The following is a 19,014-nucleotide window of genomic DNA, read 5'->3' as shown; positions in this document are numbered from 1 at the left end:
TTTGACCGCTCGTTCAACGATTCCTGTGGATCACGCTGAGCCGGTCTGAGACATGAGACCGCACCAACCAGCGCGACGGTCCGACGTAACGGCCGTCCGGTCGCTCCAGCCGTGCTCCAAAAACTGCGGCCCAACTGCGACAAATCTGTAACACGGACTTGTGGACTATTTCACGGATTGGTCCGCTTTCTCTAAGGCAATGGTGCCATTGATAGTGATTGTTAGCGGATTTTCCTTTGTTGACAACAACTTAGACTAGTTAGGAGGCGATGAGGGTTGCATCTTGGATTCTTGGGCAAATGGCGAGTTTGCAATCAAAATCGCGCCGCCGTTAACAATTGTTTCAGATCGAGAACAGTTGCGCAGCCGCGGTCAGCTGAAAACTTTCATGCCCAAGCTCAAATTTCTTCGTCCTCGTGCCCACCGATTCGCACTCGAGAGCCGCCAGCTTTTTGATGGTGCCGCCATCGTCGAGGCCGCGGCGCATGCCGATGCGGCGCCGGCCGACGCGCACCACGCGCCTGCGCCCGAAATGCCAGTTCAAGCGCAGCCCGCTCCGCATGAGGCCGTGGCCGAGCATGCCACCGCCGAGCCGGTCCAGCCTGCGGCAACGGCGCCCCACGAGGTCTATGTCGTCGACCAGAACATCGCCGGTTGGCAGCAGCTTGCCGCCGCAGTGCCGCCGGGCGCACAGCTGATCCTGCTTGATTCCGGCTCTTCCGGCGTTCAGCAGCTTGCCAACGCACTCAGCGGCCAGAGCGGGATTACCGCGCTGCACATCCTGAGCCATGGCAGCACGGGGGAGATCACCCTCGGCAACGAGCAGGTCGACACGGCTTCGCTCAACGGTTCGGCAGAAGCCTGGCGCGCCATCGGTGCAAGCCTGAGCGCCAATGCCGACATCCTGCTCTACGGCTGCGACGTGGCGGCCGACGGCGCGCAGTTCTCACTGGCCCTGGCCAATCTGACCGGCGCGGACGTCGCATCCTCCTCCGACGCCACCGGTGCCGCGGCGCGCGGCGCAGACTGGGCGCTCGAATCCGCGACCGGCGTCATCGAGGCGCGCAGCTTCGCGGCCGCGGATTTCGACGGCCTGATGGCGGCCCCGACGGTGGCAACCACCGCGACCCGCCTGACCGTGGCGGAACCGAGTGATCTCAACGCGGTCGGCGCCGACCGCGCGACCCTGAGTGGCTGGACCATCACCGACGACGGATCGGGCAACGTGACCGTCACCGTGGTTGTGGAAAATCCGTCCGTGGGCACGCTGTCTTCGGCCAGCACCACGGGCGTGAGCGCCATCGCCGGCGGCTTCAGCTTCACCGGCAGCGTGGCGAACGCGAACATCTGGGTGAACCAGCTGGTGTTCACCTCGGCCAATGTCGAGCTCGGCACCACGGCCGCGAGCACGCGAATTCTCGTCAACGTCACCGATTCCGAAGCGCCCGCGCTCACCGCGAACCGCGCCCTCGACGTGACAGTCACGCCGTCCAACGATTCGGTCGCCGTTGCGGACACGGCCCAGGCCGTTTCCGAAATCGGCAGCACCACGATCACCGTTGCGACACTGAATGCGATCGATCCCGAAGTGACGCTCGGCACCCAGGTGCCGAGTCAGATCGTCTACGGCCTCACGGTTGCGCCGGCCTACGGCTACCTGACGCTCAACGGCACGCGCCTGGGCATTGGCAGCGTGTTCACGCAGCAAGACGTCATCGCCGGCCTCGTGGTCTACGTTCACACGGCAACTGGTGTCGACCAGAACACCCAGGACGGCTTTGCCGTGCAGATCAACGACGGTGCCACCTTGGCGAACCGCTCCGATACGGCCACGATCACGCTGAACGTCACGCCGCAGAACCAGGCTCCGTCCGTGAGCGGCTCGGGCAACATCCTCGAAGGCCAGCCGGCCAATGCGCTCGACAGCGGCGGCAATCCCGCTTCCGTGGTCGGCAACTTCATCGTGGCGGAGGGCGGCGGCGACGACGGCGAATCGGCACTCATGGTGCGGCTGACCAGCCTGCCAAGCGACGGAACCCTGTTCTATACCGGGGCGGTGACCATCAATGGAGTCCTGCAGACGGTTACCAACCGACCCGTGACGCAGGCCGACATCGATACAGGCTCCGGCTTTGTGTTCGCCTACGGTGCACGCGGCGGCCTGACCTATGCCAACACCGGCAACCGCGACGCCGATGTCGACCCGGCGACCGGCTACCCATTCGCCGACGGCTTTGGCGTCCAGATCACCGACGGCGGCGGCGGCGCCGGCGCCGGCGCGGCGCTGACCGCCAGCACGACCATCGCTCTGAACATCCGGCCGACCGACGACGAGCCGGCGCTCGTTCCTGGCAGCAGCCTCGAGGCCACCGTAACCGCGGCAGGCGATGGCAGCGGCCCTTACATGGTGACGCTGACCGCAGCCATGCTGAATGCGATGGACGTCGACTCGAGCGACGAGCGCCTGACCATCGCCGTGGTTTCGCAAGCCGGCATGAACCAGGGCCGCCTGCTGCTGAACGGGAAGGAGTTGCCGAACGGCGGCACCTTCACGGTCGCCGACGTCAAGGCCGGCCGCGTCAAGTACGTGCAGCAGCTCGGTGCGAACGCGGGCGATATCGACAACTTCCAGTTCCAGGTCCGCGACAACACGACAAGCGTGCACTGGAATGCGGACGGCACGCCGGTCCTGCGCGACGGCGGCCAGTACGACGACAACGGCACCCCGGGCGACCATGGCGACGACAGCCTGCGCACCTTCAATTTCACGATCAACCTCGCGCAAACGCCCGCAGGTAACGGAGGCGCTCTGGTGCCGCTGGACAACACGGCCGCTCATGCCGATTCGAGCTATGCGGGCACCAATACCGCCGGCGTGTCGCGCGGCACCCTTAGCGAAGGTGGCGTCATCATCCTGTCGGGCACCGGCGCCGACTTCAGTGTCACGCCAGGGCTCAGCTACACGGTCGGCGGCGTCTCGCCCAATCAGGTGGTCTACACCGTTCTGGGCCTCAGTGGCGGCGACGACGGCGAGAGCGACGGCGAATGGAACGGCGCCCTGCAGCGCTTCGACACGGCCACCAACAGCTGGGTCGACCTTGGCGTCTTCGATACCTTCACGCAGGCCGACCTCAACGCCAACAGGGTCCGCTTCGTGCACGACGGCGCCAGCGAGGACTTCGAATCGAGCGTGCAGCTGTCGGCGTCGGCCGGCGTGCTGGTCAGCGATGGCAATGGCGGCGTGCAGGCCGACTCGTGGACCACGAGCTTCAGCTTCTATGCGAGGCCGGTCAACGACGCGCCCGTTACCACGGGCTCCTCCAACACCGTGATTCCCGAAGGCGGCACGGCCTACATCACGACCGATCAGATCCGGATCAACGATCCGGACGATGTGCTCAGCGAGGGCTATCTGGAAAGTTCGGCCACGCTGCCTGGCGGCGGCAGCAACTACGCGTTCGACAATGCCGCGAGCGGCGCGGGCGCGCTGCAATTCCAGGTCCTCGCGTTGCCGCCCGGCGGCACGCTGCAGTATTCGCTCGACGGCGGTCTCAATTGGAGCAATGTGGCGGTCAATACCCCTCTGGCCGCGTCGTTGATCACCGGTGCGGCCGGCACCACCGGCCTGCGCTTCGTGAGCGATGGCTCCGAAGTGCGCAACACGAGCTTCGACGTGGTCGCGATCGACCGCTGGGGCGCCACGTCGAACACAGCGACCGTGACGATCCAGATCACCAACGTCAACGATGCGCCGCGGATCGCGACTGATCCGACGAAGGCCGATCCGGACGCTTTCTCCCACAACGAGCCGCTCACCGTCGCCGAAGGCGGCTATGCGCGGATCACGACGGCCATGCTCTCCGCCTTCGATCCGGACAGCACCACCACGCAGGTGCAGTACACCATCACCACCGCGGCGGCGCAGGGCAGCATCGCCTATTCGACCGACGGCCTCACCTTCCTGCGCCTGGGCGTCGGCTCCAGCTTCACCGAAGCCGATGTGCAGGCGGGACGCATTTACTACCTGCATGGCGGCACCGAATCGAACGGCGCGACCTATCCGGCCTCGCCGACCGATTCCTTCCGCTTCAGCCTCGGCGACGGCGACAAGGAACAGCAGAACAACCAGTTCTGGATCTACGTCACGCCCGCCAACGATGCGCCGGTGGTGAGCGGGCCGACCAACCCGATCCCCGTCGACAGCGCGAGCGGCGCCAACAACCCGGTGCCGGGCTTCAGCGTGGCCGATTCAGAGCTGGACACCATCACGGCGGGCGTCGAGACCGACTTCGTACAGGTCACGGTGCGCCTGCTCGACGCCGGTGGCAACGCCTTCGGAGGCGGCGCCTACACGGGCGTGACGATCGGCACGACCTCGCTCGGCGCAGCGACGATGGACAGCAATCACGACGGCTCCGGCGACTACCTGACGCTGCGCGGCACGCGCGCCGAGGTGAACGCGGCACTGGCCGGGCTGACCGTCACCTTCGGCGACGACCGCGATGCGGTCTACCAGGTGCAGGTCATCGCCGACGACCGGATGCGTGACGAAACGACCGGCGCGCTGCTGGATGCCGATGCGGGCACGGCCGGCGTGCAGCCGACCGCCAACGGCGGCCCCGTGAACGAACCCGAGTCGCCGGGCACCGCGAACATCGCGATCCCGAACACCGAATACGACTGGTACAGCGCCGCGGTGCCAGCTGCCGGCGCCATCACCGGCAACATCTCAGCCGCCTCGGTGCGCATCTTCGCGTCGAGCGAGAACGACCCCGCGACGCTGACCGCCTCGCCCACCGCCACGGTGGTCGAAGACCAGGCGAGCTACATCGGCGGCGGCTTCGTCGTTGCCGACCCCGAGTCCGCCGCGTTCGATACGCCGGTCACAGTGACCTTCTCCGTGCCGAGCGGAACCCTCGGCATCGGCGGTGCCGGCGCGCAGGGCACGTTCACCCTCGGCGGTGGCCAACCGGTCACGATCACCGGCGACAACACCGGCACGCTGACGCTCACCGGCCGGGCCAGCGACATCGAGGCGCTGCTCAACAGCGGCGCCACCACCGGCCTGACCTATCGCAGCGCAGCCAACGTCAACCACGACACCAACGGTGTCGCCGGCGGCGACGTGACGCTCACTGTTTCCTTCCAGGACACGGGTTCGCGCATCGGCGACGACGTCGGCAGCGGCAGCGTTGCCAACAACCCGGCCGACGTAACAATGGCATTGACGATCACGCCGGTGAACGACGCGCCGACCGTCACGCTACGCGGCGGCGCCACGACAGGCACGCCGGTCGTGCTGGTCGGCGGCACAACGCCCACCGCGGTGCCAGGTTTCGTGGTCGACGACCTCGACGTCAATAATGACATCGGCAACGGTTCGGATGCCGACGTGACCGATGGCGAAACCGATTTCCTGCAGGTCACCGTCCGCATCACCGACGCGGCCGGCAATGCCCTGCCCCTGAGCTCTTACAACGGCGCGAACAGCGTCACCATTACCTCGACCACCTCCGGCACCTCCGGCGCGACGGTCGACGCCGCGCTCGACGGTACCGGCAGTGCGCTCATCATCAGGGGCACGCACGCCCAGGTGCAGGCCTATCTGGACGGCCTGGAGGTTGCGCTCACCGGCGACCTCGCCAACGGCGACCAGAGCTACCGCGTCGAGGTCATCGCCGACGACCGGCTGCGCGACGCGGCCGGGACGCTGATAGACACCGACGCAGGCACAGCCGGCGTGCAAACAACCGCCAACGGCGGCCTCAACAACAACGCGGGCAACGGCACCGTGGCGCCGCCCACGACCGTGGTCGATCCTTACGCAGCCATCCCGGTCGGGCTCGCGAACAATGTCGCGTCGACCTACCGCACGCTGTTCCCGTCGTCCATCAACGATCCGGCGCACATCGCGGCCGGCAACCTGACCGCGGGCGAAGGCAGCGGCAGCGTCACGATCACGGGCATCACCGTGACCGACCAGGACGCCCTGGCCACCAGCGTCCTGACCACCACGGTCTCGGTGCCCGCGGGCTTCACCATCACGGGCATCGGCGCGGGCACCGGCGGCAGCGCGGTGATCGCGGGCGACGGCTTGTCGGTCACCATCACGGGCACGCTGGCGGAGATCAACAGCCGCATCAACACCATCGCGGTGCAACTGCCGGACGCGCCCGGCGATGCGACGCGAACGGATTGGAACGGCGCCTTCACGGTGACCGTGGTTGTCGACGACGAAGGCAATACGGGCGGTCGTCCCACCACGTTGGCGCCCGGCGACAACAGCACCACCGGCACCTTCCAGTACCAGGACGGCACTGCGGCCGACCTCGTTACCACGCGCACTTTCAGCTTCACAGTCAATCCGCTCAACGATGCGCCCGGTGTGGTCAATGGCAACACCGAGACCCTCGCGGCCGTCAACGAAGACGTGGGCGCCTCCGCGGCGGGCGCCACGGTGGGCGCACTGTTCGGCGGCCATTTCGCCGATGCGATCGACGCCATCGACAACAGCGGCGTTGGCGCCACGGGCGGCAGCGCGTCCGACAGCTTCTTCGGCGTTGCGATCACGGGGCTCGCGCTCGATCCGGCGCAGGGCGAGTGGCAGTACTCGCTCAACGGTTCGACCTGGACCGCCGTCGGCGCGCGCAGCGACACGAACGCACTGGTGCTTGCATCGAATGCGCAGCTGCGCTTCGTGCCCGCGGCCAATTTCCACGGCACGCCGAATGCACTGACGGTGCGCCTCGTCGAGAGCGACGCCAACAACGACAGCGCCACGGTTGACCCGGTCTCCGGCTCGAACGTGGACGTCTCCGGCACCGGCAACGGCGGCACCACCCTCTACAGCGCTGGCACCGTGGTGCTTTCGACCAGCGTCGCCAATGTGAACGACCGGCCCACCGCGACCGATGCCGTGCTCACGAGCGGCGTGGAAGACCAGCAGGGCCAGTCCTCCACCGCAGCCGAGCTGTTCGGCCCCGGCTACGGCGACGCCACCGACAACCAGAGCGCCATTGCCGGCGGCGGCAATGCGGCCACCAGCTTCGGCGGCATTGCGATCGTCGGCAACGCCGCTACCGCGGCACAGGGCACCTGGGAGTACTCGACGAATAACGGCACGAGCTGGGCGAGCGTGCCGACCGGCGCCTCCGACAGCAGTGCACTCCTGCTCGCGCCAGATGCGCGGCTGCGCTTCGTGCCGGCTGCCGACTACAACGGCGCCCCAGGCAGCCTGACCGTGCGCGTCTCCGATGCGCCGGTGGTGGCAGGCACAGGCGACATCAGCGCCACCGTCGGCAATCAGACCAGTCAGTGGTCCGTCAACCGCACGCTGTCGACCACCGTGGATCCGCGCAACGATGCGCCGGTTCTCGGCGGAACGACAGGCGCGACCGTCATCGAAAACGGCCAGACAGGCACCGGCACCAGCATCCCGCCGGTGGCACTGCTCACAGGCTCGGCCGTGACCGACCTCGACCTGACGACCACGCCCGGCCTGGCAACCGGCACCTTCGGCGCCGGCAGCATCACTGTCGGCCTCGACGTTTACCAGGCCGGCGACGTGCTGTCCGTCAATCCGGCGGCATTGCCCGCGGGCGTCAATGTCTCGGGCGGCAATGGCGTCCCCCTGGTCGTGCAGTTCGACGCCGACACCACTGTGGCCGAGGTGCAGGCGGTGCTGAATGCGATCACCTACAGCAGCACCAGCGACAACCCGACCAACTACGGCACCGACCTCGACCGCGTCTACACCATCGTCATCAACGACGGTAACAACATGCAGGTCGGCGGCAATTCGGGCGGCCCCGCGCTCAACAGCGACCCGCTGATCGGCACGATCACGATCGCGGCCACGAACGACGCGCCGACGGCCAGGGACGACACGCACGACATCACAGAGGGCATGGTCTCGGTCGGCAGCAACGTCATCACCGGCCGCGTGTCGGGCCAGGGCGACACCGATCCCGATAACACCGCGCTGGTGGTGACCAGCGTGCGCACCGGCCTCGAGGCCGGCAGCGGCACCGCAGGCACCGTGAGCACGCCACTGCCCGGCACCTATGGCAGCCTGACGCTCGATATCAACGGGAACTACACCTACACGCTCAACAACTCCGATGCGCGCGTGCAGGCGCTGATCGCCGGCGAGACCCTGACCGAGGTCTATACCTACACCATCTCCGATGGCGCGGGCGGCACCGACGTGGCCCAGCTCACCATCACGATCACGGGCGCCGGCAACGGAAGCCCGGCCGACGACCTGCCCGCCATTGTGGTGAACGATGAGAACGGCGCCGCCACCGGCGAGCTCACCGTGTTCGAGGCGGGCCTCACCAGCGGTGCCGATACCGACGAGACAGCGGACAGCACCTTCACAATCAGCGCGGCGGACGGCCTGGCCTCGATCACCGTCAATGGCTCGTCGTTCACGTTGGCGCAACTGCAGGCCGCCACGTCGAACGCGCCGCTGACCGTCACCACAGCAGACGGCGTGCTCAGCATCACCGGCTTCACGCCGACCACCGTGGCGGGCATCCATACGACCGCCGGTGCGGTGAGCTACAGCTACACGCTCACGCAGCAGCAGGACCACACCAACGGCGAAGTCACCGACCCGTTCGCGCTGACCGTGACCGATCGAGACGGCGACGTTGCGAGCGGCACGCTCACTGTGCTGATCGTCGACGACGTGCCGTTGGCGGACAACGACACGGCCAGCATCAGCGAGGACGCGGCACCGAACACGGTCAGCGGCGACCTGAAGTTCAACGACACGAACGGCGCCGACGACAACAGCGTCCCGGTCCCAGTTCCGGTCTCGGCCGTGAGCTTCGGCGCCACCGCAGGCACGCTGGGCCTCCCGCTCACCACCGCCTACGGCAGCATCGTGGTCAACGCGGACGGCACCTACACCTACACGCTCGACAACGACAACGCCACCGTCAACGCGCTCAAGGACGGCGAGACGCTGACCGAAACGGTGGACTACACCATCGTCGACGCCGACGGCGACGAGTCGTCCGCCACGCTCACGATCACCATCAATGGCCGTACCGACGTTGCAAGCGGGCCATCGATCGTTTCGGTGGACGGCAACGGTTCCGCGGCAGGCGAAACCGAGGTGCACGAAAGCGGCCTCACCGACGGCCCCGGCGGCACGGACCCGCGCGAAACCAGCAACGGCACCATCGCCATCGACGCGGCCGACGGATTGACGTCGGTCACAGTCGGCGGCACCACGCTGACGGTGGCGCAGCTGCAGGCGCTCGGCACCACGCCGGTCACCATCGACACCGGCGAGGGCACGCTGGTGCTCACCGGCTTCACCGTGACCAGTTCAGTGGGCGGCGGCACCGTGCCCACAGCCGGGGAGCTGAGCTACACCTACACGGTCAAGAACCCGATCAACCAGCCCGGCGCGACGGAGAGCTTCGACCCGGTCGCCTTGCAGGTCACCGACGCGGGCGGCGGCACGAACACCGGCACGCTGCTGGTGCGAATCGTCGACGACGTGCCGGTGGCGGTGAACGACACGGCCAGCATCACCGAAGATGCCGCGCCCAACACCGTGAGCGGCGCCGTCAAGGCCAACGACACCAACGGCGCGGACAATGCCAACGGCGTGCCGGTCACCGGCGTGAGCTTTGGCGGCACGGCCGGCAGCCTGGGCTCGCCGCTGACCATGGCCTACGGCAGCATCGTCGTGAACGCGGACGGCAGCTACACCTACACGCTCGACAACGGCAACCCCGCAGTCCAACACCTGGTGCCTGGCGAGACGCTGACCGACACGGTCAGCTACACCATCACCGATGCCGACGGCGACACCTCGACGGCCACCATCACCATCACTATCGGCGGCGCCAACGACGGCGTGGTGCTCGATCTGACGGACGGCAACGGCCCCGACGGCACCGGCCATGCCACCGTCTCCGAGCGCGGGCTTGGCGATGGCAACGACCCGAGCGAGACGACCACCGGCCGCTTCGTGATCCGCACGCCCGACGGGCTTGGCAGCATCGATGTGGGCGGCACGACCGTGACGCCGGCACAGCTCGCGAATCTCGGCACGACACCGGTCACCATCGTCACCGACAAGGGCACCATCACGCTGACCGGCTACGACCCGGCAACGGGCGCCGTCAGCTACAGCTACACGCTGAGCCAGCGCCAGCCGCATGGCGGCGCCGAGGTGACGGACGACATCGCCGTGGTCGTGCGCGACCGCGACGGCGACAGCACGACCGGCACGCTGCGCGTGCTGGTGATCGACGACGTGCCCACCGCGCGCGACGATGCGGCTTCGGTCGGCACCGCGCGGCCCGGCGCCACCTCGGTGGGGGGTAACCTGTTTGGGCCGAACGGCCGTGGACCCGGCGACGTCGGCGACCGCATCGGTGCCGATTTTGTGGCCGAGCCCGTGACTGGCTTCTCGTTCGAAGGGCGGCCCGGCATCATCGGCGGCGCGCCGCTGGCAGGCGCCTACGGCACGCTACAGCTGAACGCGGACGGCAGCTACACCTATGCGGTCGACAGCAACAACTCGCGCGTGTCCTCGCTCGGCGACGGGCAGACGCTGACCGAGGTGTTCAGCTACACCATCACCGATGCCGACGGCAGCACAAGCACGGCGCAACTTGTCGTGACGATTCGCGGCGCTTCGCAGTTCCGTCCGCCCACGTCCGAAGAGGTCTTCCCGGACGACTACGCGCCCCGTCAGCGCTACATCGCCCAGGGCATGGTGCCGGCGCTCTTCGTCGAGTTCTCGGTGCAGGAGTCGTATCGCGCGAGCCAGGAGGCGGTGGCGTCCATCGCCTCGCGCGTGGCGGGCGGCGCCTACAACTCGGTCGACCGGAACCGGGTCTTCAGCTTCGGCCAGGACATGAGCCACACCGAGCACGTGAGCCGCGACGGCGTTTCCTTGTCGCTGCGCCTGCTCGAGGAAATGCGGCAGGTGCAGGCGCTGCGCGGGCTGGATGCCGGGCTGCCGGATGCCGGCAACGCCCTGTTCGGCGATTTCCCGGACTTTGCCGCACCCGCGGAAAAGCCCGCCGAGGCCCCGCAGGCTCGGCAGCCGCAGGGCGAGCGCATCGTGGTGCCCGGCGCGGCAACCTCGGCCGCGCCGCTCGCCGAGCGTGCGCAGCATGCGGAAGCCATCCAGCTGCCCGCAACACCTGGCGGCGCCAGGCAATCCGCGGAGCCGGCGGAGGCCGCGCGCTCCTTCTCGAGCCGGCTGGCTGCGAGCGCAGGCGAACGCGGCACGGTGCGCGACGTCGTGCGCGTGCAGCAGCAGGAAGCGGTGCGCGTCAAAGTGCCCGCAGCCCAGTCATGAAACCGGCCACCGCACGGCCTGCCATCGAACCATCTTTCAGAACCGATACCCAAATGACCAAAACTCTCAACGTGAAGAAATCGAAGCTCCCCGGTGCCCCTACCTGGGCGGCCGCGGCCATCGCCGTGCTGCTGGCGGGTTGCAGCGTCAATCCCGTGCAGGTCACGCCGGAGGAGGTCGCGCAGCGCGTGCAGAGCGACCAGGCCCAGATGTACAAGGACCAGGCACCGGTCTCCGCGCCGATCGGCTACTCCGATGCATTGGCGCGTGCCCTCAAGTACAACCTGGACTACCGCCTCAAGCTGATGGAGAGCGCGCTCGCACGCGGGCTGCTCGACGTGTCGGCCACAGACATGCTGCCCAAGCTGGTGGCCGACGCGGGCTACAACGACCGCAACAACGATTCCGGCGGCACCAGCATCGGCATCGAGGACCGGGTGGTGAGCCTGCGCCCCTCGACCTCCGAGCAGCGCTCGCACTACTACGGCCGCGCCACGCTGTCGTGGAACGCGCTTGATTTCGGCCTGGCCTACTTTCGCACCAAGCAGGCAGCGGATGAGGTCAACATTGCCGAGGAGCGCCGCCGCAAGATCCTGCAGAACATCGTGCAGGACGTGCGCAACGCCTATTGGCGGGCGCTCGGCGCACAACGCTTGCTGGCCGAAGCCGACCAGCTCGCCAAGCGCATCGAAGACGCGCTGGCCAAGTCGCGCGAGGCCGAGCGTGCCGGGGTGCTGCCGCCGGCGCAGGGCCTCGCCTATCAGCGCGCATTGCTCGACGCCATGTCGCTGGTCAACGCCAAGCGCCAGGAAATGCAGTTTGCGAAGCGCGAACTTGCGGCGCTCATGAGCCTGCCGCCCGGCACCCAGTTCACGCTGGTGGACAGCCCGATGGGCCAGCATGCGCCGGCGACGCTGGACATCGACAAGCTCGAACGCATTGCGCTGGAAAACCGGCCCGAGTTGCGCGAGGAGGACTACAAGGCCCGCGTCGGCGTCAACGAAACCAGGAAGCAGATCGCGGCCCTGTTCCCGAGCCTGAACCTCTACGGCGGCCCGCGCTACAACTCCAACGATCTGCTGTACAACAACAGCTGGACCGATGTGGGCGTGAGCGTGTCGATGGACCTGTTCCGCCTGGCGGCCATTCCCGCGATCAACCGTACCAACGAAGCGCGCCTGCGCAACGACGAGGCACGTCGCCTGGCGCTTTCGATGGCGGTGATCACGCAGGTGCGTGTGTCGGCCGAGCGCTACAAGCTCGCACTGGTCGACCAGGAGCTCGCGGCCGAATCGAGCCGCGTCGACCAGCGCCTGGCAAGTGTCTCGCGCGCCGGCAGCAGCAACCGGCTGGAGAGCGAGCTGGAAGCCTTGCGCACCGATTCGCGTGCACTGGTTTCGCGTTTTCAGCTCTCCACCGCCTACGCGGCAACGCAGGCCTCGTACGCCCGCGTGTTGAACTCGGTGGGCATCGACCTGCTGCCCGACACCGTTACCGGCACCGACATTCCCACGTTGGCCAGCGCCATCGACAAGAGCTTGCTCGAAGGTGAAAAAGTCGTGTTCGTCCGCACGGCTGCCGTGCAGACGCCCAGCCGTCCGATCACGGTGCGCGTGCAAAACCTCCCTGCGGGCGTGAACGAGGCCGCGGTGCGTGGCGCCGTCGAGCGCATCGTCTCGCGCAACGACCTGCAGACCTCGCAAGGCGGCGACGCGCTGGTGCTGACACTGGCATTCGAGCGCATGGAGTCTCGTGCCACCACGCGTGCGCAATGGCGCGTCACCGTCGCGGAACCCGGCGGCCGCGGGCTGCTGTCGCAGAGCTACGTGAGCTTTCTGCCGAATGCGCCGAGCGAGAGCGCGCTCGGCGCATTCGCCGAGGCAGCGACGCTGTCGGTCATTTCCGATCTGCGCCGCCTTGCAAGCAACAGCGCTTCGGTCGCCGGGAAGCCGTGATGCGCCGCTCCAGAGCATTCGGCCTGCTGGCCGCGTCGATCTGCGGCCTCGGCATCGGTCTGCAACAAGCTGCGGCTCAAACGGCACCGTCTCGGGCTGCGGCCCCGAGCGCAGCCAGCGCTGCGGCGCCGGTGCGCTTTCTCGTGGTGGCCTCGCAGGAAAGCGTTCTTTCGGCCTCGACAGCCGGACGCTTCGCCAAGGTCCATGCGAACCTCGGCGATACCGTTCGCGCCGGCCAGGTGCTGGCCTCTTTCGATTGCGCTGAATTCCAGGCCCGCCGCGACGCGGCGCGCGCCGAGGCCGAGTCGGCCCGCGTGCAGTACGAAGCCAAGCTGAAGCTGCAGGGGCTTCAGTCGGCCGCGGAGGTCGAGGTCGAACTTGCCGCCGCGAACGTCAACAAGGCCCAAAGCCAAATCCGCATCTTCGATGCGCAACTCGGCCAGTGCGCTTTCGTGGCGCCCTTTGCAGGCAAGGTCGCGCGCGTGCATGTAAAGGTGGGGCAGGGCGTGAACCCGGGTGCACCCGTGGTGGAACTGGTGGGCAACGGCCCTCTCAAGGCGCGCATGAACGTGCCTTCGCAATGGCTCGCATGGCTCAAGGTGGGCGACCGCCTTCAAGGCACGGTGGACGAAACCGCCAGCGCCTGCGACCTCAAGGTGACGCGCGTCGCCGGCCGCGTCGATGCCGTGAGCCAGACGGTCGAGATCGAGACCGAACTCGCCAGCGGCGCAGCCCAGGTGCTCCCTGGCATGAGCGGCCAGATTCGCCCTCCGGCGGGCCATTGAGCCGAGCCCGCTTCCGCCCGAAAAACGAACTGTGACCGATCTGGCTTTTCATGCGCTCGCCGCGAAGGTGCGCGCGTCCAACCGCGCGGCGGACCTGGCGTTTGTCATCTGCAACGAAACGCACGCGCTCGCGCACTACCGGCAGGCGGCCCTGGTGGGCTACTTCGGCGCGCGGCGTACCCGGCTGGTCGGCCATTCGGGGCTGGCCGACGTCGAGGCCGATTCGCCCTATGCGCTCTGGCTGGCCGAGTTGGCCGACCACCTGCGGCCGCGGCTCGATGCCCTGCCGGCGGCCGCGCGGGTGCTTTCGCTCGCGCCCTCGATGCTGCCACCGGCGTTGGCCGCGTCCTGGGCGGACTGGCTGCCCGACCATGTCTGGATGCTGCCGCTGACAGGCCCGGACGGCCATACACGTGCCGTGCTGCTGCTCGCGCGCGAGCTTCCATGGCCGAGCGAGTTCGGCGCCGAGGCGCCGGAGTACCTGCTGTTGCAGGCCGCGGCAACCTACGGTCATGCCTGGTGGGCGCTGACCGGCCGCCGGCGCTCGATCGGCACGCTCTGGCAGGGCCTCTGGTCCAAGAGGGCACTGCGCTGGTCGCTGCTTGTGCTGCCGCTCGCGCTGCTGGCGCCGGTGCGCGAATACGCACTGGTGCAGGCCGAAGTCATTTCGCTGCGCAGCCAGGTGATTGCGTCGCCGCGCGACGGCGTCATCCGGCGGATCACCGTGCAGCCCAACACCCCGGTCGAGGCGGACCAGGTGATTGCCGAGCTCGACGATACAACCCTCTTCAATCGCCTGGCGGTGGCGCAGGCGGCGCTGGCCAGTGCGCGGCTCGAACTGCACCAGGCGTCGCAGCGCGCGATCGAGTCGCAAAGCGCCAAGGCCGAGCTCAACCTGGCCGAAGGCAAGTTGCGCGAGCGCGAAGTCGACGTGGCGTCTCTCCAGCGCGAGGTGGCGCAGCTTTCGATCAAGGCGCCGGCCAAAGGCGTGTTCGTCTATTCCGACCCCGACGATTGGGCAGGCCGGCCGGTACAGACCGGCGAACGCGTCGGCCTGCTGGCCGACCCGGCTTCGCTGGGCGTGCAGGCTTGGGCGCCGGTGAGCGAAGCCGTCAATCTTGCACCGGGCGCACCGATGACGCTGTTCCTGCGCGTGGCGCCGCTCGACCCGGTGTCGGCACGGCTCGACTACGCGGGTTACCAGGCCGTCGAGGCACCCAACGGCGTCGCGAGCTATCAGCTGCGCGGGCACATCGATGAGAAGGCGCCCATTGCGCGCATCGGGCTGCGTGGCACCGCGCGCGTGTCGGGCGACTGGACCGTGCTCGGATACCTGATGTTCCGGCGGCCCTTCGCCGCAATGCGGGAGTGGTGCGGATGCTGAGCCACGCGGCCGCAGGGCCGGCGCCGTGGCCGGATTTGCGCGAAGAACTGCAGATTCACGCGACCGGCGCCAATCGCGACGGCTCGCCGGCATGGCACATCTGCGACCCGGTGCGCAACCTGTTCTTTCGCATCGGCTGGCTCGAGTTCGAATTCCTGCGGCGGTGGCGGCTCGCCGATGCGCAGCGCATCGCGAATGATGTCGCGCAGGCCACCACGCTCGCGCCCGAGCCGGACGACGTGGCCGAGTTCCAGGGCTTTCTCGCCCGCCATCAACTGTTGCGGGCAGCGCGGCCAAAACCACCGATGCCGGCCTGGCGCTGGCTGCTCAACAACTACCTGTTTGTGCGCATTCCGCTCGTGCGGCCGGCGCTCTTGCTGGAGCGGCTGCTGCCCTGGGTGAGCTGGCTGTTCACGCGCTGGTTCGTGGGGCTGACGGCGTTCGCCGCGCTGGCCGGCCTGGTACTCGCAGCGCGCCAGTGGGACACCGTCGAGGCCAACCTGCGTGGTGCGCTGAGCTGGGAGGGCGTGCTGGGCTTTGCCGGTGCGCTGATCGTTTCCAAGCTGCTCCACGAGCTGGGACATGCGCTCGTCTCGACGCGGCACGGTGTGCGCGTGGGCCACATGGGCGTCGCGCTGCTTGTGATGTGGCCGATGGCCTATACCGACACGGGCGAGAGCTGGAAGCTCGAGCGCTCGCGCCATCGCTTTGCCATTGCTTCGGCCGGCATCGCATCCGAACTGGTGCTGGCGGCCTGGTCGACCTTGCTATGGGCCTTTCTGCCCGACGGCGATCTGCGCAATGCGCTGTTCTTTCTGGCGACCACGGCCTGGGTGTTGACGCTGCTGGTCAACGCCAGCCCGTTCATGCGCTTCGACGGCTACTACATGCTGACCGATGCGCTCGATTTTCCGGGCTTGCACGAACGTGCGGGGCAGCAGGCGAAACGCTTCATGCGCCGCTGGCTGCTCGGGCTCGACGACCCTCTGCCGGAGACGCTTTCGCCCGGCTTCCGGCGCTTTCTGATCGCCTTCGCCTTCGCCACCTGGATCTATCGGCTCGTGCTCTTCGTCGGGATCGCGGTCGTCGTGTATCACGCCTTCTTCAAGGCGCTGGGCGTTCTTCTGTTCTTCGTTGAGCTTGCCGTCTTCGTCGGGCGCCCGATTGCAGCGGAGTTCCGCGTGTGGATGCAACGAAGGGCGGAGATTCCGCACCGCCGGAAGCTGGTCTGGCTGCTGGTGCTCGCCGTCGCCGCGCTCGTGCTGTGGGTGCCGTGGCGGGCGGGCATCACGGCACCGGGCGTACTCAAGGCCGGTTCGGAGCAGCCTGTGTATTCCCCTTTCGCAGCCCGCGTGACGGCCATGGACATTCGCAACGGGCTCGAGGTTCAACCTGGCCGCCAGTTGCTCACGCTCGACGCGCCCGCCCAAGCGGGAGAGCGCGACAAGGCACATGCGCTCGCAAGCGCCTATGCGCGCGCCGCGCGCGGTTCGCTCGGACTGACCGAAGGCCCGGCTGCGCAACTGGCCGTGGCGGAGCAGCAGGCGAGCCGATGGCTGGCCGAGGGCCGCGCGCGCGAGGCGGAATTGCTTCGGCTGCGGCTCGTGGCGTCGCACAGCGGAGAGGTTCGCGACCTCGATCCGCTCGTGGGCCAGGAGACCTGGCTCGGCCCGTCGCAGCTGATTGCGATGGTCGTGGACGGCCGCCGCTGGCGCGTCGAGGCGCTGGTGCCGGAACACGACCGCCAGCGCCTGTCGCTCGACAGCGAAGCCACGGTGATCGTGAAGGGGCGCACGCGCAAGCTGCAGGGGAAGGTGCGGGCGATTGACAGCAGTCCGGTCAAGCGCCTGCCGCACCTGCTGCTCGCGCAGGACCACGGCGGGCCGATTGCACTCAACCCCACCCGGCCCAAGACGGAACTGCGGCCAGCCGAAGGGTGGTTCCGCGTGCTCGTGGAAGGCGAATCGGACACGCCTCTTGCCGCGGTGCGCGAGGTGAAGGTGCATTTCGAAGGCACCCGAGAAAGCATTGCACACAACTGGACTGCCAGTGCGGTCTCGGTATTGATCCAGCAGGCGGGTTTCTAGGATGTGCGTCGTTCTTGCCAGAGAAGCTGAACGGCCCGTGGGAAGGGCGCTGAGTCCGGAGAAGGCCGCCTCTGCGGTTGCTAAAAAATGTGCTGCCGCGATCCCCGCCAATGCTGCGAGCGCCTACGCGCAACAGTCGTCTCTTCCTGACATTGAGCCAGGCCCACGCACAGTAGGCTCAACAGCTTCAGATCTCCAGTTTGCCCAAGTGCTGCGCGAGGGCGGCACTGCGGAACATCTCTGCAAAAGAAACATGGACAAAGATACCAACGAGCAAGACATGGGCCCTGTAGAGGCGCGTCCGCATGCGCCAGTGGAGGTCACGGTAGAGGAAGCCATGCTGGAGCGAGACCGACAGCTGCGTTCGGTGATGCAAACCTTGACGGCAGCGATCAGCAAGGCGACCGGCACTGCCGCCCACCTCGTGCATCTGAACGACCCGGCGCAAGCGCTCAGGCTGCAAGATTCCCTCAGGGCCGCTGGGAGCACGGGTGACATTGATGCAGTGACGCTCGTCGGTGAAATGCAGGCGCTGGCACTGAGACTTTTACGGTTGGAATCGGCATTGGCACGGGCAGTTCGCAGGGCGCGGCGTGGTGCTGCCTAGACGCACTCTAGAAAAAGCAGGACGGGGTTGCTGACTCCGCTGAAGGACTCGTCGCCGTGGTCACTTCGCAAGCCGCTGGGAGCGCACATCGATCGGATGCGCCAGGAGCTTCGGGAGCCGCTTCACGATGGAGCGGCCGACCGCCGCGCCAATATTGGCCCCCGGCTTTGGATTGTCGATTTGATAGACCTCGTCGAAGGCGCGCTCCAACCGGTCTGGCGAAATCCCAACGGCCGCATCTTCCGGCATTTCGATAGAGCCTTCTCCGCAAATGCAAGACGGTACGCAGACGACAGCGAGCGAGTTGTCGAACATGTTCCCAGCGGCCGAGACTCAAGAAACCCCGAATCGGGGGGGTGTGGGAACTGTGAAGTTTTCCGCAAAATCGACTTGATTTCATAAATCCTAAAAACGCTCAGGGCAGTTGTAAATAAACTCGCCGCCCCCAAAAAAAAGCCAGATTGTTTTCGGCCGCAATGCGGCGCGGATCCCGGACCTTGTCAGGAGGCAAGAAATTCCGAGTCTCGCGGCGCCGCTTCCTGCCAATTGCGGATGATGGCAATCCGCGGCGTCTAGGTCCGCAATTCGACGCGTGCTCGCCAACCACCCACGCGCTTCGAACAGCCTCAGGGCCACCGGCTCCTGCACCACGGTGATCAATGGCTGAGGAATTGGACGCGGCCGCGTCTAGGTGATTTCCCTTGTTCGATGTGAACAAAGTCACATCTAAAAGAATTGACTGTAATTGCATGAAGCGAATTCGCTATTCGCGTTGCGGCGAAATTCATGTGAAAAACTCACATTTGCAAATACGGACTGCATTTTGCTGTGCCGCATGCGCTCACTCGGCAAAAGCAGAGG

8 protein-coding genes are annotated in these 19,014 nt (G+C 67.2%); 6 read left to right on the top strand and 2 right to left on the bottom strand.

Features of this window, described 5'->3' with window-relative positions; all coding sequences use genetic code 11:
- Window positions 1–343: 343 nt before the first annotated feature.
- Entirely contained in the window at window positions 344–544 is a 201-nt protein-coding gene (locus tag GOQ09_RS26145; protein ID WP_165442112.1) for a hypothetical protein, read from the bottom strand.
- Between GOQ09_RS26145 and GOQ09_RS21765 the strand changes: the two genes are divergently transcribed.
- The 6 genes from GOQ09_RS21765 to GOQ09_RS21740 all read left to right on the top strand — a co-directional run bounded on the left by GOQ09_RS21765 (window position 533) and on the right by GOQ09_RS21740 (window position 18,153).
- Window positions 533–11,335 (top strand): cadherin-like domain-containing protein, encoded by a 10,803-nt coding sequence (locus tag GOQ09_RS21765; protein ID WP_165442111.1) that lies wholly within the window; start codon window positions 533–535, stop codon window positions 11,333–11,335. The genes GOQ09_RS26145 and GOQ09_RS21765 overlap by 12 nt on opposite strands.
- Window positions 11,336–11,388: 53 nt before the next feature.
- A complete protein-coding gene (locus GOQ09_RS21760; protein WP_157615624.1) occupies window positions 11,389–13,290 on the top strand; it encodes a TolC family protein in 1,902 nt (633 codons plus the stop codon).
- Window positions 13,290–14,075 carry an efflux RND transporter periplasmic adaptor subunit gene (locus GOQ09_RS21755; protein ID WP_157615622.1) on the top strand — a complete coding sequence of 262 codons (786 nt, stop codon included), beginning with the start codon at window positions 13,290–13,292 and terminating at the stop codon, window positions 14,073–14,075. The genes GOQ09_RS21760 and GOQ09_RS21755 overlap by 1 nt, the downstream gene beginning before the upstream one ends.
- 31 nt (window positions 14,076–14,106) lie before the next feature.
- Entirely contained in the window at window positions 14,107–15,459 is a 1,353-nt protein-coding gene (locus GOQ09_RS21750; protein WP_157615620.1) for an efflux RND transporter periplasmic adaptor subunit, read from the top strand.
- Window positions 15,453–17,546 carry an HlyD family efflux transporter periplasmic adaptor subunit gene (locus tag GOQ09_RS21745; RefSeq protein ID WP_157615618.1) on the top strand — a complete coding sequence of 698 codons (2,094 nt, stop codon included), beginning with the start codon at window positions 15,453–15,455 and terminating at the stop codon, window positions 17,544–17,546. The genes GOQ09_RS21750 and GOQ09_RS21745 overlap by 7 nt, the downstream gene beginning before the upstream one ends.
- Before the next feature lie 253 nt (window positions 17,547–17,799).
- A complete protein-coding gene (locus GOQ09_RS21740) occupies window positions 17,800–18,153 on the top strand; it encodes a hypothetical protein (RefSeq protein ID WP_157615616.1) in 354 nt (117 codons plus the stop codon).
- Window positions 18,154–18,213: 60 nt separating this feature from the next.
- Here the strand turns inward: GOQ09_RS21740 and GOQ09_RS21735 are convergent, their stop codons facing one another.
- Window positions 18,214–18,468: a hypothetical protein gene (locus GOQ09_RS21735; protein WP_157615614.1), complete on the bottom strand. Its 255-nt coding sequence runs from the start codon at window positions 18,466–18,468 to the stop codon at window positions 18,214–18,216.
- Between the last annotated feature and the right edge of the window lie 546 nt (window positions 18,469–19,014).

It is taken from the genome of Variovorax paradoxus, assembly GCF_009755665.1.
Classification (GTDB): Bacteria; Pseudomonadota; Gammaproteobacteria; order Burkholderiales; family Burkholderiaceae_C; genus Variovorax; species Variovorax paradoxus_G.
The sequence above is the reverse complement of the archived record's forward strand: the minus strand, read 5'-3'. Positions and strand labels throughout refer to the sequence as shown.